The 17598-nt window shown below is 47.0% G+C and carries 19 protein-coding genes and 2 pseudogenes; 14 read left to right on the top strand and 7 right to left on the bottom strand.

Annotated features, from left to right (window positions below; translation table 11 throughout):
* Nucleotides 1-183: 183 nt before the first annotated feature.
* The 5 genes from R3O62_RS00550 to R3O62_RS00530 all read left to right on the top strand — a co-directional run bounded on the left by R3O62_RS00550 (nt 184) and on the right by R3O62_RS00530 (nt 9202).
* A complete protein-coding gene (locus R3O62_RS00550) occupies nt 184-828 on the top strand; it encodes a DUF4827 domain-containing protein (protein WP_005781500.1) in 645 nt (214 codons plus the stop codon).
* Nucleotides 829-864: 36 nt separating this feature from the next.
* Nucleotides 865-2253 carry a phosphoglucosamine mutase gene (gene glmM / locus R3O62_RS00545; protein WP_005808542.1) on the top strand — a complete coding sequence of 463 codons (1389 nt, stop codon included), beginning with the start codon at nt 865-867 and terminating at the stop codon, nt 2251-2253.
* 181 nt (nt 2254-2434) lie between these two features.
* Complete coding sequence (locus tag R3O62_RS00540) at nt 2435-5440, top strand: glycoside hydrolase family 2 protein (protein ID WP_317473054.1); 3006 nt, start codon at nt 2435-2437, stop codon at nt 5438-5440.
* 39 nt (nt 5441-5479) lie between these two features.
* Entirely contained in the window at nt 5480-7789 is a 2310-nt protein-coding gene (locus tag R3O62_RS00535; protein ID WP_269098216.1) for a beta-galactosidase, read from the top strand.
* 216 nt (nt 7790-8005) lie between these two features.
* On the top strand, nt 8006-9202 hold the full coding sequence (locus tag R3O62_RS00530) for a 6-bladed beta-propeller (RefSeq protein ID WP_005808539.1): 1197 nt from the start codon (nt 8006-8008) through the stop codon (nt 9200-9202).
* A 207-nt stretch (nt 9203-9409) separates the two neighbouring features.
* Here the strand turns inward: R3O62_RS00530 and R3O62_RS00525 are convergent.
* Nucleotides 9410-9590, bottom strand: a pseudogene (locus R3O62_RS00525) (hypothetical protein).
* 127 nt (nt 9591-9717) lie between these two features.
* On the opposite strand from R3O62_RS00525, the gene R3O62_RS00520 reads away from it, so the two are divergent.
* The 9 genes from R3O62_RS00520 to R3O62_RS00480 all read left to right on the top strand — a co-directional run bounded on the left by R3O62_RS00520 (nt 9718) and on the right by R3O62_RS00480 (nt 13595).
* Nucleotides 9718-10128, top strand: a complete 411-nt coding sequence (locus R3O62_RS00520; protein ID WP_234130062.1) for a hypothetical protein — start codon at nt 9718-9720, stop codon at nt 10126-10128.
* Between the two features lie 160 nt (nt 10129-10288).
* Nucleotides 10289-10504 (top strand): hypothetical protein, encoded by a 216-nt coding sequence (locus tag R3O62_RS00515; RefSeq protein ID WP_128703195.1) that lies wholly within the window; start codon nt 10289-10291, stop codon nt 10502-10504.
* Between the two features lie 11 nt (nt 10505-10515).
* The gene (locus R3O62_RS00510; RefSeq protein WP_317472540.1) at nt 10516-10737 is read left to right on the top strand and encodes a hypothetical protein; all 222 of its coding nucleotides are present in this window, start codon (nt 10516-10518) and stop codon (nt 10735-10737) included.
* Between the two features lie 13 nt (nt 10738-10750).
* A complete protein-coding gene (locus R3O62_RS00505; protein ID WP_123550755.1) occupies nt 10751-11173 on the top strand; it encodes a PcfK-like family protein in 423 nt (140 codons plus the stop codon).
* Nucleotides 11174-11175: 2 nt separating this feature from the next.
* Complete coding sequence (locus R3O62_RS00500) at nt 11176-12459, top strand: PcfJ domain-containing protein (RefSeq protein ID WP_317472539.1); 1284 nt, start codon at nt 11176-11178, stop codon at nt 12457-12459.
* A gap of 24 nt (nt 12460-12483) precedes the next feature.
* Nucleotides 12484-12741, top strand: coding sequence for a hypothetical protein (locus R3O62_RS00495; protein ID WP_234130060.1), 258 nt, complete (start codon nt 12484-12486; stop codon nt 12739-12741).
* 19 nt (nt 12742-12760) lie between these two features.
* Nucleotides 12761-12991, top strand: coding sequence for a DUF3873 domain-containing protein (locus R3O62_RS00490; protein ID WP_087388426.1), 231 nt, complete (start codon nt 12761-12763; stop codon nt 12989-12991).
* Complete coding sequence (locus R3O62_RS00485) at nt 12988-13233, top strand: DUF6956 domain-containing protein (RefSeq protein WP_123550758.1); 246 nt, start codon at nt 12988-12990, stop codon at nt 13231-13233. The genes R3O62_RS00490 and R3O62_RS00485 overlap by 4 nt, the downstream gene beginning before the upstream one ends.
* Before the next feature lie 53 nt (nt 13234-13286).
* Nucleotides 13287-13595 carry a hypothetical protein gene (locus R3O62_RS00480; RefSeq protein ID WP_234130059.1) on the top strand — a complete coding sequence of 103 codons (309 nt, stop codon included), beginning with the start codon at nt 13287-13289 and terminating at the stop codon, nt 13593-13595.
* A gap of 33 nt (nt 13596-13628) precedes the next feature.
* On the opposite strand, the pseudogene R3O62_RS00475 reads toward R3O62_RS00480, so the two are convergent.
* The 6 genes and pseudogenes from R3O62_RS00475 to traN form a co-directional block, all read right to left on the bottom strand.
* A pseudogene (locus R3O62_RS00475) lies at nt 13629-14017 on the bottom strand (hypothetical protein).
* 64 nt (nt 14018-14081) lie between these two features.
* On the bottom strand, nt 14082-14609 hold the full coding sequence (locus tag R3O62_RS00470) for a glycoside hydrolase family protein (protein ID WP_317472538.1): 528 nt from the start codon (nt 14607-14609) through the stop codon (nt 14082-14084).
* The gene (locus R3O62_RS00465; RefSeq protein ID WP_195337305.1) at nt 14606-15109 is read right to left on the bottom strand and encodes a DUF3872 domain-containing protein; all 504 of its coding nucleotides are present in this window, start codon (nt 15107-15109) and stop codon (nt 14606-14608) included. Before R3O62_RS00465 ends, R3O62_RS00470 begins: the two co-directional genes overlap by 4 nt.
* Nucleotides 15106-16008 (bottom strand): toprim domain-containing protein, encoded by a 903-nt coding sequence (locus R3O62_RS00460; protein WP_195337306.1) that lies wholly within the window; start codon nt 16006-16008, stop codon nt 15106-15108. The genes R3O62_RS00465 and R3O62_RS00460 overlap by 4 nt, the downstream gene beginning before the upstream one ends.
* 7 nt (nt 16009-16015) lie before the next feature.
* Nucleotides 16016-16591: a conjugal transfer protein TraO gene (locus tag R3O62_RS00455; RefSeq protein WP_317472537.1), complete on the bottom strand. Its 576-nt coding sequence runs from the start codon at nt 16589-16591 to the stop codon at nt 16016-16018.
* A 2-nt stretch (nt 16592-16593) separates the two neighbouring features.
* On the bottom strand, nt 16594-17583 hold the full coding sequence (gene traN, locus R3O62_RS00450) for a conjugative transposon protein TraN (RefSeq protein ID WP_317472536.1): 990 nt from the start codon (nt 17581-17583) through the stop codon (nt 16594-16596).
* Between the last annotated feature and the right edge of the window lie 15 nt (nt 17584-17598).

Here is a 17598-nt window from a genome sequence, read left to right as displayed (position 1 = left end):
ATTTATGAATAAGGAATGACAAGTGTATAACTTCTTGTTACTTTTGACTTATAGTCCATGGCTCCTTGCTCTTCCGTTAAAAGTTGAAAGTCAAAGGTTAAAAGACTTGAACTTTCTGCTTTTAAATCTAAAGATTCGACTAATTTAAAATACATTTGTACGGAATATACATAAGATACAGAAATGAAAAAACTTCTATTGTTATTTTTTTCCTTGTTAGCCTTCGGATATATGTTCCAGGCTTGCGACAATTCGAAGACTTATGCAGAAATGCTGGATGAAGAGAAAGATGCGGTAAACGCTTTTATTAAAAAGCACGATATCCGTACTATTTCTGAGAGTGACTTTGAAGCAAACGGATATAAGACGGATACGACCAAGAATGAATATGTAGCTTTCTCAAACGGAGTCTATATGCAGATTGTGGATAAAGGTATTGTTACCGATAAACCGGAGAACGATTCTATCAAAAATAATAATATTGTAGCCGTACGCTTCGTGGAGCATGATATTAAGGCCAATGATACTACTTGCTTCAATGTGGTGCTTCCCGGTTTTGAAAACTATCCGAACTACTATACTTATCCGGATGTATTCCGTTACGTAGATAATGGAACTTCGGTGGCCGGTGTATTCACAGAAGGTTCGATGTATGCCAAATATGGTACGACAGACGTTCCTCCCGGATGGCTACTTGCTTTGAAATATGTTACCAACTATGCCCATGTGAGAATGATTGTACCTTCAAAGATGGGGCATCAGAGTGCTAACCAATATGTAAACCCCTATTTCTACGATATTCGTAAATTCCAGAAAGCATTGAACTAAAACTACTAAATAACCAATTTTCTAAAACAACAACCTATGACTCTAATCAAATCTATCTCTGGTATCCGTGGAACCATTGGCGGAGGCGCAGGCGAGGGACTGAATCCGCTTGACATTGTAAAATTCACGTCGGCTTATGCCACTTTGATTCGCAAGACATGCAAATCGAACAGTAACAAGATAGTAGTGGGCCGCGATGCCCGCATCTCGGGTGAGATGGTGAAGAACGTTGTAGTCGGTACCTTGATGGGTATGGGCTGGGACGTGGTTGATATCGACCTTGCTTCTACCCCGACAACAGAATTAGCTGTGACAATGGAAGGGGCTTGCGGAGGGATCATCCTGACTGCATCACACAACCCCAAGCAGTGGAATGCACTGAAATTACTGAACGAACACGGAGAATTTTTGAATGCAGCCGAAGGACAAGAAGTGCTTCGCATTGCTGCGGCTGAAGAATTCGATTATGCAGATGTTGATCATCTGGGTTCTTATCGCAAAGATCTTACTTATAACAAAAAACATATCGACAGTGTATTGGCGCTTGACCTGGTAGATGTAGAAGCTATCAAGAAAGCTAACTTCACTGTAGCCATCGATTGCGTAAACTCCGTAGGGGGTATTATTCTGCCTGAACTGTTGGAACGTCTGGGAGTGAAACACGTAGAAAAACTCTATTGCGAACCGACCGGTAATTTTGCCCACAATCCCGAACCTCTGGAAAAGAATCTGGGTGATATCATGAACCTGATGAAGGGGGGAAAAGCAGATGTCGCATTTGTTGTTGACCCTGACGTAGACCGTCTGGCCATGATTTGCGAGAACGGTGTGATGTATGGTGAAGAATATACATTGGTCACAGTGGCTGACTATGTACTGAAACATACTCCGGGTAATACGGTATCTAATTTGAGCTCTACACGTGCTTTGCGCGATGTGACCCGCAAATATGGTATGGAGTACAATGCTTCTGCAGTAGGTGAAGTGAATGTAGTGACCAAGATGAAGGCAACCAATGCGGTGATCGGAGGTGAAGGTAATGGTGGAGTGATTTATCCTGCCAGCCATTACGGACGCGACGCTTTGGTAGGTATCGCATTATTCCTTAGCCATTTGGCTCACGAAGGCAAGAAGGTGAGCGAGTTGCGTGCAACTTATCCTCCTTATTTCATTGCTAAGAATCGTGTAGATCTGACTCCGGAAATAGATGTAGATGCTATCCTTGCTAAGGTAAAGGAAATCTATAAGAACGAAGAAATCAATGATATCGACGGTGTGAAGATTGACTTTGCAGACAAGTGGGTACACTTGCGTAAGAGTAATACCGAAGCCATTATCCGTGTATACAGTGAAGCATCGACTATGGAGGCTGCTGAGGAAATAGGACAGAAGATTATGGATGTAATCAATGAATTGGCTAAGTAAAGATTCTAAAAAATAATCGAAGGGCTGCATTGACAACGATGCAGCCTTTTTTATGAATTATAATGGAATAATCTTTTAAAAATCATAAGATTGTCCATCTTTTAAGAAATAAAGTCTATTTTTTGCGAATGATATTTCTTGTTCCTTTGTACCTTTAATTAACCCTCTTATATCGTATATCATGAAATTGAGACTTTCTTTGTTTACTGTAGTGGTCGGTCTATTTTTCTTGTTTTCTGCTATGTCGGCTACTGCTGCACCTTTTACCTCTTCTTCGTATCCTGCTTATACTATCCCTGTGGAACAGGAAGGAGTTCGACAGCCTGTAATACTGCTAAATGGAATCTGGCAATTTAAATATTCACCCCAAAGCAAATGGACTACAATTAAAGTTCCCGGTGAGGCAGCTATGCAAGGATATGCCATAGAACACGACAAGCCTTTTTTCTACCGGAAATCGTTTACTATTCCTGCCGATTATGCCGGAAAACGTATTATTCTCCGTTTTGACGGGGTTTACAGCCATGCTAAATTAAGTGTCAATGGGCAGTTGGTGCGCGAACATCACGGTGGATTTACTCGTTGGGAAACCGATATAACAGCACAGGCTCGTCCAGGGAAGAAAAATGAAATACAGTTGGAAGTGACCGACCGGCTGGACGAAATCTCTTATGCTTCGGGATATGCACATCACCCTGTTGGAGGGATTCTTCGGGATGTGACTTTGTTTACGTTACCTGTTACCCATCTTTACGATATTAGTGTAGAGACTCATTTAGACTCATTGTACCGGGATGCTGTCCTTCGTTTTGCCTGTACATCTGCCGGAAATGAACCTACTGAAGTCCGGTTGCAGCTGACAGCTCCTGACGGAAAACCTGTACAACTTCCTCAGGATTGTTTTCCGTTGAAGGCAGGAGCAGAAGAACAGGTCTGGTCACTGCCTGTTTCAAGTCCGTTGAAGTGGGATGCTGAACATCCGAATTTATATACCCTGACTGTTGTACTTCTGCAGGATCGGAAAGAAATCAGCCGTTTTATCCGTAAAGTGGGATTTCGTGAAGTTAAAATAACAGGTAATCGTATGTTGGTGAACGGACAGCCTGTGAAATTGCGCGGAGCTTGCCGGCATGATATTCATCCCACTCTGGGACGAACCACTACCGCTGAATTGGACAGCCTTGATGTACTTCTGTTCAAAGAGGCGAACATGAACTTTGTACGTACGTCGCACTATCCTCCTTCTGAAAGATTCCTGGAATACTGTGACCGTTATGGGGTGTATGTAGAGAGTGAGACTGCTGTCTGTTTTGTAGATACTTATCGGCAGAAAAATTATGCTCCCGGTAAAACGCAAAGCAATCCCGAATATACTGACCGTTATCTGGGACAGTGTCAGGAGATGGTGAAGAGTTTCCGCTCTCATCCGTCTATTTTGTTTTGGAGTATCGGTAATGAGAGTGTGTATGGTACTAACTTTCAGCTTTGTTGGGACTGGGTGAAGGCAACAGACACGACTCGTCCCGTTATTTTCAGTTATCCGGGATCGGTAGACACAAAGGAGAAAATTTATGATATACTCAGTATGCACTATCAGGATGTGAACGGTAACCTTTCGCAATGGGGAATGAATACCCGCCACTTTCAGGGACATGGGATTCCTGCTCTTTTTGACGAATGGGCACATCCGGCCTGTTATACTTATTCTACTTTGCAGACTGACCCGAATATCCGTGAGTTCTGGGGAAAATCACTTGACATGATGTGGAGTGGACTGTTTGATGCGCCCGGAGGGTTGGGAGGAGCTATTTGGGGATATGTAGATGAAACTTTTGCTTTGCCTGTGCCCAAGGCCGGTACTTCGTTCTGGAAAGAGTTTGCCCACACAGCCAAGCCCGAAGGCTATCAAGGTAATTGTGTAGGTTATGGTGAGTGGGGAATCGTAGATGTATGGAGACGTCAGAAACCGGAATTTTGGGCTACGAAGAAAGCGTATTCGCCGGTGCGTCTGTTAGTTGATGATATTCGTAACTTCACTTCCGGACAGCGTTTGGTGCTTCCGGTTTATAATCGCTTTGATCATACGAGCCTGAACGAACTTCAGATGAGTTATACTTATCGGGGGGTGAAGAAGAATCTTGCACTTCCGGCCATTCCGCCCCATCAGAAAGGGAGCATAGTGATCCCCGCTGGCCGGTGGGAAGAAGGTGAGCATCTGTTGATTGAATTTAGGACGGCCGATGGAAGCCTGATCGACACTTACCGTCCGATACTCGGAACGGAGAAGATTGTTTTTCCACCTGTGCTTGACGGAAATAAGCTATCGGTGGAAGAAACCGGTGATTGGGTGATCATTCGTGGGGAAGGTTTTGAAATACCGTTCAGTAAAGAGACAGGGTTGATTACACAAGCCAAAGCCGGCGACCGGGTACTGATAGAAAAAGGACCTTTCCTGAACTTGTATATTAACCTGAATCATTTGACAGGAGCGGAAGTACGCAAAGCAGCTACGCGGTTTATGATTTTGGAAGAGGACTGGAAGAAAAGTGCATTCAGTTACCGGCAGGAAACAAACGGAGATGTATATATCGACCTTGCCGGAAATTATAAGGAGGTAACTGTTGATTTTTCGATAAAAATAACTCCCGATGGACAGTTGGAGGTGGATTACCTGACAGATGGAGCTCCCAACGGATTTCTGCGTGAAACAGGTTTGTCTTTCCATCTGGCAGATGCCATACAGCAGTTGGACTGGAAACGTAAAGGGTATTGGAACTATTATCCGGAAAAAGCTTTTGCTGGAAATGAAGGAAAGACTGCTTTATACATTTCGAAGCAGGCTGCTTACGGTAAAGAACCCCTTCAACCTTGGGGAGACGATACACACAACTATTATTATTGGGCAGATGCAGGAGCCAATTGCCGCTACCCGTTGACTCAAACCGCTAAGGGGATGAAAGAAAACATCTATTATTATACTCTTTCGACAGCTTCCCCTTCTATCCATCAGCTTTCGGTTTTGTCTACAGATGCTTCGGTGGCATGCCGGATCAATAAACAACCGGATGACCAACTGATCCTGTATGTCAACAATTGCTGGGATTATCCCGAAATAGCATGGGGGAATTTTTGCAAAACCCTTGAAGCGCTGCCTTGCTTCGGAAAAATAAAGATGAGGCTTAAATAATAATAATTCAATAAAACCCAAGAACAATACAATAATAACATGAAAAAACTGATTTTACTTCTCGTACTGATTTTTTCGTTGCCTGTCGCGGCGCAGAACTTTACGATCGGGAAGAATACCTTTCTTTTAAATGGCAAGCCTTTCACCGTAAAGGCTGCTGAGTTGCATTATACCCGTATTCCGGCACCTTACTGGGAACATCGCATCGAGATGTGTAAGGCATTGGGCATGAATACTATTTGTCTTTATGTGTTTTGGAACATTCACGAGCAGACTGAGGGTAAATTTGACTTTACCGGACAAAATGATATAGCAGCTTTCTGCCGTTTGGCACAGAAGCACGGAATGTACGTTATTGTCCGTCCAGGTCCTTATGTCTGCGCCGAATGGGAAATGGGCGGACTTCCCTGGTGGCTATTGAAGAAGAAAGATATCGTTCTCCGTACACTCGATCCTTACTTCATGGAGCGTACAGCTATTTTTATGAAGGAAGTTGGCAAGCAGCTCGCACCTTTGCAAATTACCCGGGGAGGGAATATCATTATGGTACAGGTAGAAAATGAATACGGTGCCTATGCTGTTGATAAACCTTATGTCTCGGCGATTCGTGACATCGTGAAAAGTGCCGGGTTTACTGAGGTTCCCCTTTTCCAATGTGATTGGAGCAGTACTTTCGACCGGAATGGTCTGGACGATCTGCTTTGGACTATCAACTTTGGTACGGGAGCCAACATTGAGCAACAATTCAAACGTCTTAAGGAGGCTCGTCCGGACACACCGTTGATGTGCAGCGAGTTTTGGAGTGGGTGGTTTGATCATTGGGGGCGCAAACACGAGACTCGTCCCGCCAAGAGTATGGTACAGGGCATAAAGGATATGCTCGACCGCAATATCTCTTTCAGTCTTTATATGGCACATGGGGGTACTACTTTCGGCCATTGGGGAGGTGCCAACAACCCTGCTTATTCTGCTATGTGCAGTTCGTATGATTATGACGCTCCAATCAGTGAACCGGGATGGGCTACAGATAAATATTTCCAACTGCGTGATCTGCTGGAAAACTATTTGCCTGCAGGTGAACAGTTACCGGCTGTTCCCGTAGCTTTTCCGGTCATAGAGATACCCGAGGTGAAGTTTACGCGGGTGGCTCCCCTCTTTGCCAATCTGCCGGAAGCGAAACAGAGCACGGATATACAACCGATGGAAGCTTTCGATCAGGGATGGGGAACTATTTTGTATCGGACTGTTTTACAGCAGCCTGTAGATGCCGGTACGACGATGAAGATTACAGAAGTACACGATTGGGCACAGGTTTTTGCGGATGGTAAACTATTGGCTCGCCTCGATCGCCGTCGTGGTGAATTCACTTTGCAGCTGCCGGCTTTGAAGAAAGGGACCTGCATCGATATTCTGGTAGAAGCTATGGGGCGTGTTAACTTCGATGAATCCATCCATGACCGTAAAGGTATCACTGAGAAAGTAGAACTTGTCTGTGATAAGCAAACCACGGAGTTGAAGAACTGGACAGTTTACAATTTCCCGGTCGATTACTCATTTGTGCAAGACAAAAAATATAAAAGTGGAACGGCCCAGACAATGCCTGCTTATTATAAGGCCACTTTCCATTTGGATAAAGCCGGCGATACGTTCCTTGACATGAGTACCTGGGGTAAAGGTATGGTATGGGTCAATGGTATTGCTATCGGACGTTTTTGGGAGATCGGTCCGCAACAAACACTTTTTATGCCCGGTTGTTGGCTGAAAGAGGGAGAAAATGAAATAATTGTCCTCGATCTGAAGGGACCTGAGAAAGCCTCTGTTCGCGGTCTGAAGAAACCCATACTGGATTGGTTGCGTAATGAAGGTGCTTCTACCCATCGAAAGAAAGGTGAACAACTGAATCTGAAGCAGGAAACTCCTGTTGCTACAGGTACGTTTACTCCGGGTAACGGATGGCAGGAGATCCGTTTGGATCGTCAGTATACCGGACGCTTCTTCTGCCTCGAAGCTCTTTCGGCCCAAGACGGAAAGAAGATTGCAGCCATTGCCGAACTCGATGTGTTGGGAGCAGACGGCAAACCGATTTCGCGTGAAAAGTGGCGGATACGTTATGCCGATAGCGAAGAGACACGTAGTGGTAACTGTACGGGAGATAAAGTGTTCGATCTTCAGGAATCTACTTATTGGATGACTGTTGCCCGTGATGCTTATCCGCATCAGTTGGTTATTGATTTGGGAGGTGACTATACTGTAACCGGTTTCCGCTATCTGCCCCGTGCGGAAAAAGGATACCCTGGTATGATAAAGGATTATCGGGTGTATGTCAAAGGGGAAGAGTTTCAATACTGAAACAGGAATTTCCACTGAAGATTAGGTAGATAGATTGTGAATGTTATAAGATCCAATTATAACATTCACAATTTATTACTCTATGCTGTCTGATTTCAAAATTACAGAGATGTTTTCTTGAACATATCTTTTCGGTTCATAGAAAAATATTCGGGGGAAAAATGGTAATATAATAAATGTTTTGTATCTTTGACCAAAACATAACTTTAAAACATGATGAACACAAAATCTTTTTTCATGGTTGCCATTAGCGTATTTGTTTTGGCATCTTGTAATTTAAATCAAGTCAACCAAACGGGTCTATTAACCGCTTCCGTTCGTGAAGCACTTCATTCGCCGGCAACTTTGTCTATTGCTGATGAGATAGAGTCAGTCGAATATATCCCTTTAGAAATGACCAGTGACAATGCTTCATTGATAGACGGTGTAGTCGATTTTGCCATCACAAGCAAATATATTTATGTATTGGTGGGCAAGGAAGCTCGTATCGTACTGTTCGATCGCCAAGGACACTTCTTGCGTACATTTCTTCGCCAAGGTCAAGGTCCCGATGACTTTAATGGTATGATAGGTTTTATACAGGCTGATGAGACTGATAACCGTTTCTACGTCATCGGCAATAAGGTTGGCGTATATACATTGGAAGGCACGTTTGTGGAAGACCTACCTATAAATTCTCCCATCATCTATGCTCATCACCTCGGTAGTAAGCGCATTGGCGCCATCGCCATGCCTCTTATGCCTTTCCAGGGTGGCAGTTTTGGTATTGGTATATTTCAAGAGGATGGCGAGGCGATAATCACCAAGAATGATTTCTATTCGCCGTTGGTTCCTCGAGAAGATTCAGGCTTTACATTTGGAGTAATGGGTTCACCTTCAGGTGGAAAGCAGTCTTCAGTCTTGTTTAAAACAGCCAGTAACGATACTGTTTTTCGTTTGTCGGCAGACACCATACAGCCTGTTTTAGTGGCCGGATTAGGCAATTCGGATGAAGAGGTTATTCGTGGACTCAATATTCGAGATATTAAAAGGTTTCCTGCTGATGGCGATATTTTTGTAAGCGATATTTTTGAGACACCTCGTCGTTTTTATTTGCGCATGATGTTGAACAAGAAGTATTATGTGGCTTCGGTGGATAAACACAGTGGAGAAACAGTTGTGGAACAGTGTGATATTCCTGAGACAAGTGCTTTCAACTTAGCTGATATCAATATGCAGTTAGGCATGGTAGGTAGTAAGGGGTATAACCAGTTTCCGGTATGGGGGCGTTCTTTAGGAAATAATCTGGTGCAGGTTGTGACACCTTACGAGATAGAGACGTTTGAAGAACATACAAAAATTACTATACCACAAGAATTGCAAAAGAGAAACACGAATGAAAACCCGATTTTTATCATATATAAGATAAAATAATATTCTTAATATATCGGACTCCTTGGATAAATTCCCTGTTGTTTCAGGTTATGGTTTGATTGCACTTTTGCATCTGGAAGTTACGAAAAGAGTGTAATTTATTGGAAATGAGCGTAGGTTAATTGCTCTTTATAGTAATAGGTTACGATTTAGTTAGTTATCTACTGCATTATCCTTCTGCGCGTTGCGTAACCTTCAAAGAACTCTTCATATGCAAAAGTAGCTATTTAATTCGAGATTTTGATATAAACTCCCGTTTTTTTATCCCCTCATTCATAAGATTTTTCCGTAAAAGCGGTTTTGTCCGTCGGCACACCATTGCCCAAAACGAGTTTTGAACAAACGTGTGCCGACTACCGCATAGCCGGAGAAAAGGGCATTGCCTCACGCCTAAACGATGTTTAGACTGATGATGCGATGCCCCTTTCTTTTGCGCCTATGCCAAGAGGTGCTTTTACGGGTTTTCAAATGATTTTTCTTTTTTCGCTGTCCCTTTTGCCGGAAGCGGAAAGTGAATGCAGAGTGTGTCAGCCTGCCTCATGAATGAAACAGGCGGCCACACACAGCCGGACAAACCGGGAAGAATGATTGTTGCCACCCGGCTGGACAAGTTCCGTCGGATCGGAAACAATCATACTTCCTTTGTTGTGGTTTGCCCTTTTCACGCTTCCGGTGATGTCTTTTTCCTTTTGGTGATTCTTTTTTTTACGGATTTTCCCCTGAAGTTTTTTTCTACCCAATCTGCCTCTGTTTTCGTTTACCTCCTTTTTGCGCCTTTCAGTGAGCCGCATCAGTCAGTCATTTTCGTTCTGGGCGCAAAGGTAATTCCGGGATTGGACGGGAAAGCAAGGTCAAGCCTCCTGTTTTCGGTAAAAATCTCCAGCCCTGCGGGTAGTATTTTGACCGAAAAACCTTGCATTCCCTAATCCCTACCTTTTCAAGCACCCGAAACGAAAACGACCGATGCGACAGAAAGACGCATAAAAAAAATGTCGGATAAACGAGAGGCAGATAAGATAGTTTGAAACTCAACTCCCTCAGCTCTTGAATCCGCATAAAAAACAAAAAATCAAAAACAGCGAAGATATGACAGCAACGGCAAATTTCAGACAAGTGGCGCAATACATCGGGTTGGCGATATGCGGCTTGATGATGCGCACCGCCTTCGGGATGTTCGGCATCCTTTGGGGCATCATCAGAGAGATTGTAAACGGAGTGTTCCGAGTGGCGATAGGTGTAATCGTGGCTATCCTTTCCACCATTGCCTTCTTCGGCTTCATCCTTTGGTTATTCACCCTTTAACCCTTACCGACATGGGAAAGAGAAACAGCAAGACGGCAGCGCAGCAGTGCAGATATTACGAGGTGGACAACATCTTCGTGTATATGGTGGAAACGTACATCAACGGCAATTTTAGCACTTTCCGAAGATTGTACCACGAACTGAACAAGGACGCACGGAGGGATTTCATGGACTTCCTTCTCAACGAGGTAGAGCCGACCTATTGGAGAGAGATACTGAAACAGACAATCTAAAAATGACAGCGATATGAAAGGAACAGACCATTTCAAGAGAACGATACAGATGTATCTGGAACAGCGTGCGGAAGAGGATGCGCTCTTTGCGAAGAACTACCGCAACCCTGCCAAGAACATAGACGATTGCGTGACCTACATCCTGAACTATGTGCAGAAAAGCGGTTGCAACGGCTTCACGGACGGAGAGATATTCGGGCAAGCAGTCCATTACTATGACGAGAACGAGATAGAGGTAGGCAAACCGATGAACTGCCAAGTGGTGGTGAACCACGTTGTGGAACTCACGGCGGAGGAAAAGGCGGAAGCACGTCAGAACGCTGTCCGCAGATACCAAGAGGAAGAACTCCGCAAGTTGCAGAACCGCCACAAGCCGAGAACCGCCACCAAATCGACCGCACAAGAAGTACAACAACCCAACCTATTCAATTTCTGATTATGAAACCGAGAACACGCATACAGCAGGAAGTCGCACGTTTGAGCAAGCGACTACCGATATTGACCGAAGAACAAAGGGCATACGCTTTCCGTCATTGCTTCAAGCATTACGCAATCAAGAGGGCAAACGGCACGAACATCTGCACCGAGTGCGGACATTCGTGGAAAAGCGACCACGACCTTGCCGACACCGTTTGCGGATGCACCTGCCCCCGTTGCGGTATGGAGTTGGAAGCGTTGCGCACCCGAAAGAGCGTTTTCAGCGATATGGAGTATTTCTCCATCGTCACCACCTGCAAGCAGTACCAAGTGATACGCTTCTTCTCCGTCAATTCCCGATACAAGGCAGGACAGCCTGCCGAGTATTCCATCTTTGAGGTAGTGCAGAGGTGGATTGCCCCCGACGGCAGGACAACGACCGTTGCCCGACTGCGTGGAATGTCGATGTTATATTATGACCAGTGGTCGGAATACAGCGATATGGAGGTACGCAAGAACCAAGAAATTCGGGCATACGACATCACTCCGAGATGCACCTACCCCCGACAGCGTTTCATACCCGAAGTGAAGCGAAACGGCTTCAAGGGCGAATACCACAATATCCTGCCTTACGACCTTTTCAAAGGCATTCTTTCCGACAGCCGTGCGGAAACGTTGTTGAAGGCTGGGCAATATCAGATGTTGCGCTACTACCTGCACCACTCTTTCAATATCGGGGAGTATTGGGCGTCAATCAAGATATGTATCCGCAACGGCTACACCATCGCTGACGGCTCTATGTGGCGTGACACGATAGACCTCCTGCGACACTTCGGCAAGGACACGAACAGCCCGAAGTACGTATGCCCCCAAGACCTCAAAGCCGAACACGACAGGTTGGTGGCAAGACGCAACCGCCAAAGGGAACGTGAACGGACTGAACAGCAACGGCAGAAAGCGGTTGAGGACGAAAAGCAATATCTGAAAGCCAAAGGCATATTCTTCGGACTTGTCTTTTCCGACAGCCTTATCTGCGTCAAGGTCATCGAGAGCGTGGAGGAAATGATTGAGGAAGGACGGATGATGCACCACTGCGTGGGTGGCTACCACAATCGGGAAAACTCCCTTATCCTTTCAGCGACCATTGACGGCAGACGCATAGAAACGGTGGAAGTGTCCTTGAAAACCTTTGAGGTGGTGCAGTGTCGTGGCTTATGCAACGAGAACACCGAATACCACAAGCGCATCATCGACCTTGTGAACAAGAACGCCAATCTTATCCGTGAGCGGATGAAAGCGGCATAGCATCAACCCTAAAACAACATTGATATGGAAGTAAGAATTGAAAGCATGATTTGTGTGTGGGACGATAAAATCCCTGCATTGTTCCTTGAATTTGTGAACCTCCTCACTCTCACAACGAGTGAGGGGGAATTGAGAAAGAGTGTGAAGGAGTTTGCCGAGAAGCACGAACTTGACAAGTTTTTCCTTTACGGCTTCGGCTCTCACCATTTCTACCTGCACCAACGCCACACGAGCAATCCCGAAATGGTGATGAAGAACAGAGTTCTGTCAGTACATTTTTAACCATCTAAAAAGCAACATTATGGCAACACGAATGACAATCAACGGAGTAAGCACCTGCACGGAAGCAGGTACGGAGAAATACGAGCGTTTCCAATCGGGTATCGGCAGACGCAGGCGGACACTTGTGCAGTACGACTACCGCCATACGGACGGAGAACTGTTCGCTTGTGTCAAACCCACTTTGGACGAGTGCCGAACCGCACGGGACAAGTGGCTGAACGCAAAGCAGGGAAAGGAGGGCAACCGATGAACACGACCTATCAAACGCTGATAATCAAGTTCAGCGAACCTATCACGGCATTGGACGGCATCTTTGATGATGCCGGAGCGTGGGGAACGGACACCCTCAAAGGGTGGATAGATGATTACGAAAGCACACGTTTCACCGCCACCGATAGCCATACGGCAGTCATCACGAGCGAGTACAACATGGAATGTGTGAAAGAGTGGCTGCAACGGCAGACACCCATTGCCGAGATGCGAGAATTTTGAACAAGTTGGCGGTGTCCGCACCGCCAACATATAAACCTCTAAAAACAAAGGATATGATAGCAAAGACGATATTACAGCAGATAGGCGGAAGAAGATTTACCGCCATGACGGGCAGCCGTGATTTCATAGACATGGGCAACGGCTTACGGATGAGCCTTGCGAGGAACAAGACAAGCGCAAACCGCCTTGACATCATCTATGATGCGGGGGCAGACCTCTACAATATGCGGTTCTACCGCAGGACATTCAGCAAAAAGACGTTCGAGTGCAAGGAAAAGGACATTGCCGTACACGAGGGCATCTATTTTGATATGCTGGAGGAAATGTTCACGATGGTGACGGGACTTTACACACGCTTTTAAGTGGTGGGGCGGCGAGAGCCGCCCTACTTTCTTTCAGTGAGCATGATGGCGGACAAAGAAAGTAGCAAAGAAACCTTTGTCCAATCTGCGATAACTAAAAAATCCGCAAGTAAAACTTGCGGAGGCTATATATTGGGTCGTTATTTTTGGTGGAGGGGAATGATAATCTCGAACCGTTGAACTACACATTTCTGCTTCGTCTCCATTTCCCCCAACGATTTGATACGTTCAATCATTTTTGTTGTTCCTTTCTGAATTTTCCTAAATACTTTCTTCATATTTTCGCTATACTTTTTACGGTTAATAACTATGTTTTGTATTGCTCTCACAACACTTACAACTTGAAGTGTTATTTGGAAACCGATAGGCAAAAATGGCTCAACGATGTCAATTAACGAGAAAATCCTACGATAATCTATCAAGTGATATAGCAAAAGACGTGCCAAGTTGAATATGGCACGTCTTTTGTCAGTTTTGTCAGTCCTTTTATGGAATATACAGCAGTGCAAACTCCGCCTTTCTCCGTTTGAGCAGCATGGCGTGGCGTTTTCCTTTGTAGTTGCAGAAGGAGATATACTCACGGTAGATGTTCCTATCTCCAGCCTCCAACTTTTTTATCAAGGTGCTTTTGGGGATTGTCTTGCTACCCAAAAGCCTGTATGGACCCACGTTGTAGGCAAGCGTGGCAAGCAGAAGACTATCTTTCCCGAACTGCCGGAACATCGCGCAGAACTTCCGCAGGTCTTTTCTAAGTAGTGCGTCCGCCTGCCGTTTCGTCATGGTGCGTGCAGAATATCTTTCGCCCGGCAAAATTTTGTGACCCCACCCCACGTATGGGTGGTGCTTTTCCGAGTGCCAGCCCTCAAAATATTTCGTGCAGCGCACAGCCCTCTCGAAAAGTGGCAGACGGTAGATTGCCGCCTGCCCGTCCGTCCCCTCTTGGCGGCTGATCCGTGCAGACACGGAACAGACCGCCAGAAGCGAACAGAGCATTGTCATGAATACACGCATCATTTCAGCAAGGGTCTGAAGTTGCCGATGGGAACGATGGTCAAACCATCATCCTTTACATTCCGGTTGTTGAAGTCAAATTCCAGCTCGAAGGAGTTGCCGAAGTTGTCCTCCACCACCACGATGAAATTATGCGCCTCGTCACCCTCCGCCGTGTAGTACAGGCGGAACTTTTCGTTCTCCAGCAGGTAGCGGTCATTAGGCAGGAAGGTGATGCCGTTATCCATTTTGAGAGAGCCTTCCCCCTCGAACTGGAAATAGCGGATGGTATAGAGCGTACCCGAAAAGTCGCCCTCCTTTTTCAGTTCACAGCGGATTTCCACCGTCTGCCCCTTTGTCACCTTGTTCGGCACGGGCATGACCTCCACCGTGAAGGGATAGGACTGTTGAATGTCCATGTCGTCGTCGCACGACACGAGTGTGAATGACACAGCGGCTATCAGGCATAACGCCACCGCCTTGAAGATGGATGTTCTCTTGTTTCTGTTATTCAGTATGTTCATTGTTCTTCGATTTTTAGATGGTTGTTTTTCTGTTTTTTCGTTGTCTGTTGCAGGTACTCGTTCAAGTCCTTGCAACTGTCATAGAGTGAGGTACGGTCGGTGACACGCGCCCCATACCGTTTAGTAAGTGCGGCAAGCGTCCGCCGTCCGGCTTCGTCACGGTCGAGGAAGCAGCCGATGCGCCCGTAGCCGTCCAGCAATCCCGTCGCCTTCTCTGCGTTGGCGACGGAGTTCAACACAAGGCAGTCAGCATTACCGGTTACACCAAGCGTCACCGCAGAAAGGAAGTCCATGAAGCCCTCGAACACGAGGCACTCGCCAGCCGGGATGTCCGTTGCCTTCACCAAAGACACATCTTTGGGCGGTATGCACCCCTTGAAATAGCGGCTTCTGACTTCATAGCCACCCGCCATGTTCGGGAAACCGACAGCAAAATACCGTTTCCCACGAACACCGTAATTCAGACGGCAGCAGTGGCGGGATGCGACAGCGTAAGGTATGCACCGTTCCGCCAGATACTCCGTCAGCGGTGAGCGAAACAGCGGAGCGACCTCCACATCCTCAAAGACCGGTTCGGTTGGTTTTGCTTGATAGGTCGGGGGTTCCAACCTGTCAACCACCATATTGGCGGTTTCCGCTATGAACTTCGCCTGCGCCATGAAGTCACCGCTTTGCAGAAACTCCCCGGCAAGCGTGAAGATGTCGCCGCCCTTGCCCAAACCGAAGTCGTACCAGAGCTGTTTCGCCACGTTCACACGGAAAGAGGGTGTGCGCTCGCCCCTGTACGGGGCGATATACCACAGCTCGTTTCCGCTCCTTCTGACAGGCTCATGCCCCAACCGTGCAAGAAAATCCGCAAGCGGCATCCTTCTGACTGCATCTATTTCCGTCCGTTCCATACCCGTGTCAGTTGATGATGAACTTGATGCCGACCCCGAACTGCGTGTGAAACTTCCGTGTGTCGCCACCCCACAGGCAACGCTCACGGAGGTTGGCAAGCAGGGCGATACGGTCTGCCACGTAGCACTCCACATCGAGCGTCAGCGCGCCGCCGTAGATGAAGGCGTCCCGGTCGTGCAGCGTGGAGCCGTCGTGCAGCACCTTCTTTCCCCAATTCACAGACTCATATCCGGCGAGAGCCGAAGCCCCGGCATAGACGAACACGATTTTTCGGGCGTCCGACAGTATCTTGAAGTAATAGCCGCCCTCTGCCGTGAACTGCGCCACGGGTATCTTGGTATCCTTGTAGGGGTTGTTCTTCAGGAGGTATTCGCCACCGAACACCCACTTGTTCCCCTTCTTCGTGTAGGTGGAGAGAGCCGCCCCGAAACTATACCCGCCGTCCTTGCCGCCGGGATTGAAGCCGTCCGCCATGTTCGCCCTTGCCTCGATGCCCTGCATCTTCGGCAGACACCGCTGGGCGTGCGCCTGCCCCGTGAAAAGGGCAAGCGACGCGATGATTATTGCGATGTACTTTCTCATGGTCAGCGCACTTGAAGTTCGTTGATGGTACTGGCGCGTACCAAATCCTCGTTCTCAATCACGAAGGACTGGTGACGGCCGCCGTTCTTCTCATTCAGCTCCACCACGAGGCACTTGTCATCGGGGATGGTGAACTTCGCCATCGTGAAGACCGTGCGCTCACTCTTTTTGCCCGGCACGAGGGTGGCGTAGTTCTGCGCACGGAGCGGCAGGATGACCTGCTCCTGCACGGCGGTACGTTTCGCCACCTTCTTGTCCACGATTTTCCATGTGATGTAGTCCACATCGAAAGGCACGTTGCTCTGGTTCTTTATCTCCGTGTGGAAGTAGAGCAAGCCGTTGTGCGTGTAGATGCCTTTCAACAGATACTGGATGCCGAAACGCTTGCAGCCGATATGCTTCACCTCGCGCTTGTTCTGCTTGTGGATGGACTTCATGATAAGGCGCACCAGCATCGGGCTTTCGCTGCCCAGCTCTTTCAGATAGATTTCCTGCGCATTGTTCGGGCGGTTCACCGTGCTGCCGTCATGGATGAAGTCGCACATCTCCACGTTGAGCAACAGCGGTTCGGCGGCGTACTTCACGTTGAAGGTGTAGAAACTGCCGTCCTCCGTGATGACGGACATGTTGGTTTCGTTGGGGAAATTTCTCACGGTAGCCTTCACACGGATGACGTTCTCCGCTCCGTCGGCTTTCCCGGCAATCAGATCGGGCGAGCCTAAATCGACATAGCGCACTTCCGCCGGAAAGATGATGTGGACGGTCTTGTCATAGGTCACTTCCAGACCGTGCGGCGGTATCATGCGGTCGAAGGTCAGCTTGCGCGACAGACCGTAATACAGGTCTCCATCCACCTCCTTCTGCGGATAGACCTCCTTTGTCAAGGTCGGCTGTTCATTACTTCCGTTGGTCGTTTCAACGGTTACATTCTCCTGCGCGTTGGCAGTTGCGATGCCCATAGCGAGGGCAAACATGATGATTACTTTTCTCATTACTTTTGGATTTTT

This window comes from Bacteroides hominis (assembly GCF_033042785.2).
In the GTDB taxonomy this organism is placed as follows: domain Bacteria; phylum Bacteroidota; class Bacteroidia; order Bacteroidales; family Bacteroidaceae; genus Bacteroides; species Bacteroides hominis.
The sequence above is the reverse complement of the archived record's forward strand: the minus strand, read 5'-3'. Positions and strand labels throughout refer to the sequence as shown.

Excerpts from the sequence above, each read along its gene's own strand:
- R3O62_RS00550 (WP_005781500.1), top strand. The coding sequence starts at position 184 with ATGAAAAAACTTCTATTGTTATTTTTTTCCTTGTTAGCCTTCGGATAT.
- glmM (WP_005808542.1), top strand. The coding sequence starts at position 865 with ATGACTCTAATCAAATCTATCTCTGGTATCCGTGGAACCATTGGCGGA.
- R3O62_RS00540 (WP_317473054.1), top strand. The coding sequence starts at position 2,435 with ATGAAATTGAGACTTTCTTTGTTTACTGTAGTGGTCGGTCTATTTTTC.
- R3O62_RS00535 (WP_269098216.1), top strand. The coding sequence starts at position 5,480 with ATGAAAAAACTGATTTTACTTCTCGTACTGATTTTTTCGTTGCCTGTC.
- R3O62_RS00530 (WP_005808539.1), top strand. The coding sequence starts at position 8,006 with ATGAACACAAAATCTTTTTTCATGGTTGCCATTAGCGTATTTGTTTTG.
- R3O62_RS00520 (WP_234130062.1), top strand. The coding sequence starts at position 9,718 with ATGCAGAGTGTGTCAGCCTGCCTCATGAATGAAACAGGCGGCCACACA.
- R3O62_RS00515 (WP_128703195.1), top strand. The coding sequence starts at position 10,289 with ATGACAGCAACGGCAAATTTCAGACAAGTGGCGCAATACATCGGGTTG.
- R3O62_RS00510 (WP_317472540.1), top strand. The coding sequence starts at position 10,516 with ATGGGAAAGAGAAACAGCAAGACGGCAGCGCAGCAGTGCAGATATTAC.
- R3O62_RS00505 (WP_123550755.1), top strand. The coding sequence starts at position 10,751 with ATGAAAGGAACAGACCATTTCAAGAGAACGATACAGATGTATCTGGAA.
- R3O62_RS00500 (WP_317472539.1), top strand. The coding sequence starts at position 11,176 with ATGAAACCGAGAACACGCATACAGCAGGAAGTCGCACGTTTGAGCAAG.
- R3O62_RS00495 (WP_234130060.1), top strand. The coding sequence starts at position 12,484 with ATGGAAGTAAGAATTGAAAGCATGATTTGTGTGTGGGACGATAAAATC.
- R3O62_RS00490 (WP_087388426.1), top strand. The coding sequence starts at position 12,761 with ATGGCAACACGAATGACAATCAACGGAGTAAGCACCTGCACGGAAGCA.
- R3O62_RS00485 (WP_123550758.1), top strand. The coding sequence starts at position 12,988 with ATGAACACGACCTATCAAACGCTGATAATCAAGTTCAGCGAACCTATC.
- R3O62_RS00480 (WP_234130059.1), top strand. The coding sequence starts at position 13,287 with ATGATAGCAAAGACGATATTACAGCAGATAGGCGGAAGAAGATTTACC.
- R3O62_RS00470 (WP_317472538.1), bottom strand. The coding sequence starts at position 14,609 with ATGATGCGTGTATTCATGACAATGCTCTGTTCGCTTCTGGCGGTCTGT.
- R3O62_RS00465 (WP_195337305.1), bottom strand. The coding sequence starts at position 15,109 with ATGAACATACTGAATAACAGAAACAAGAGAACATCCATCTTCAAGGCG.
- R3O62_RS00460 (WP_195337306.1), bottom strand. The coding sequence starts at position 16,008 with ATGGAACGGACGGAAATAGATGCAGTCAGAAGGATGCCGCTTGCGGAT.
- R3O62_RS00455 (WP_317472537.1), bottom strand. The coding sequence starts at position 16,591 with ATGAGAAAGTACATCGCAATAATCATCGCGTCGCTTGCCCTTTTCACG.
- traN (WP_317472536.1), bottom strand. The coding sequence starts at position 17,583 with ATGAGAAAAGTAATCATCATGTTTGCCCTCGCTATGGGCATCGCAACT.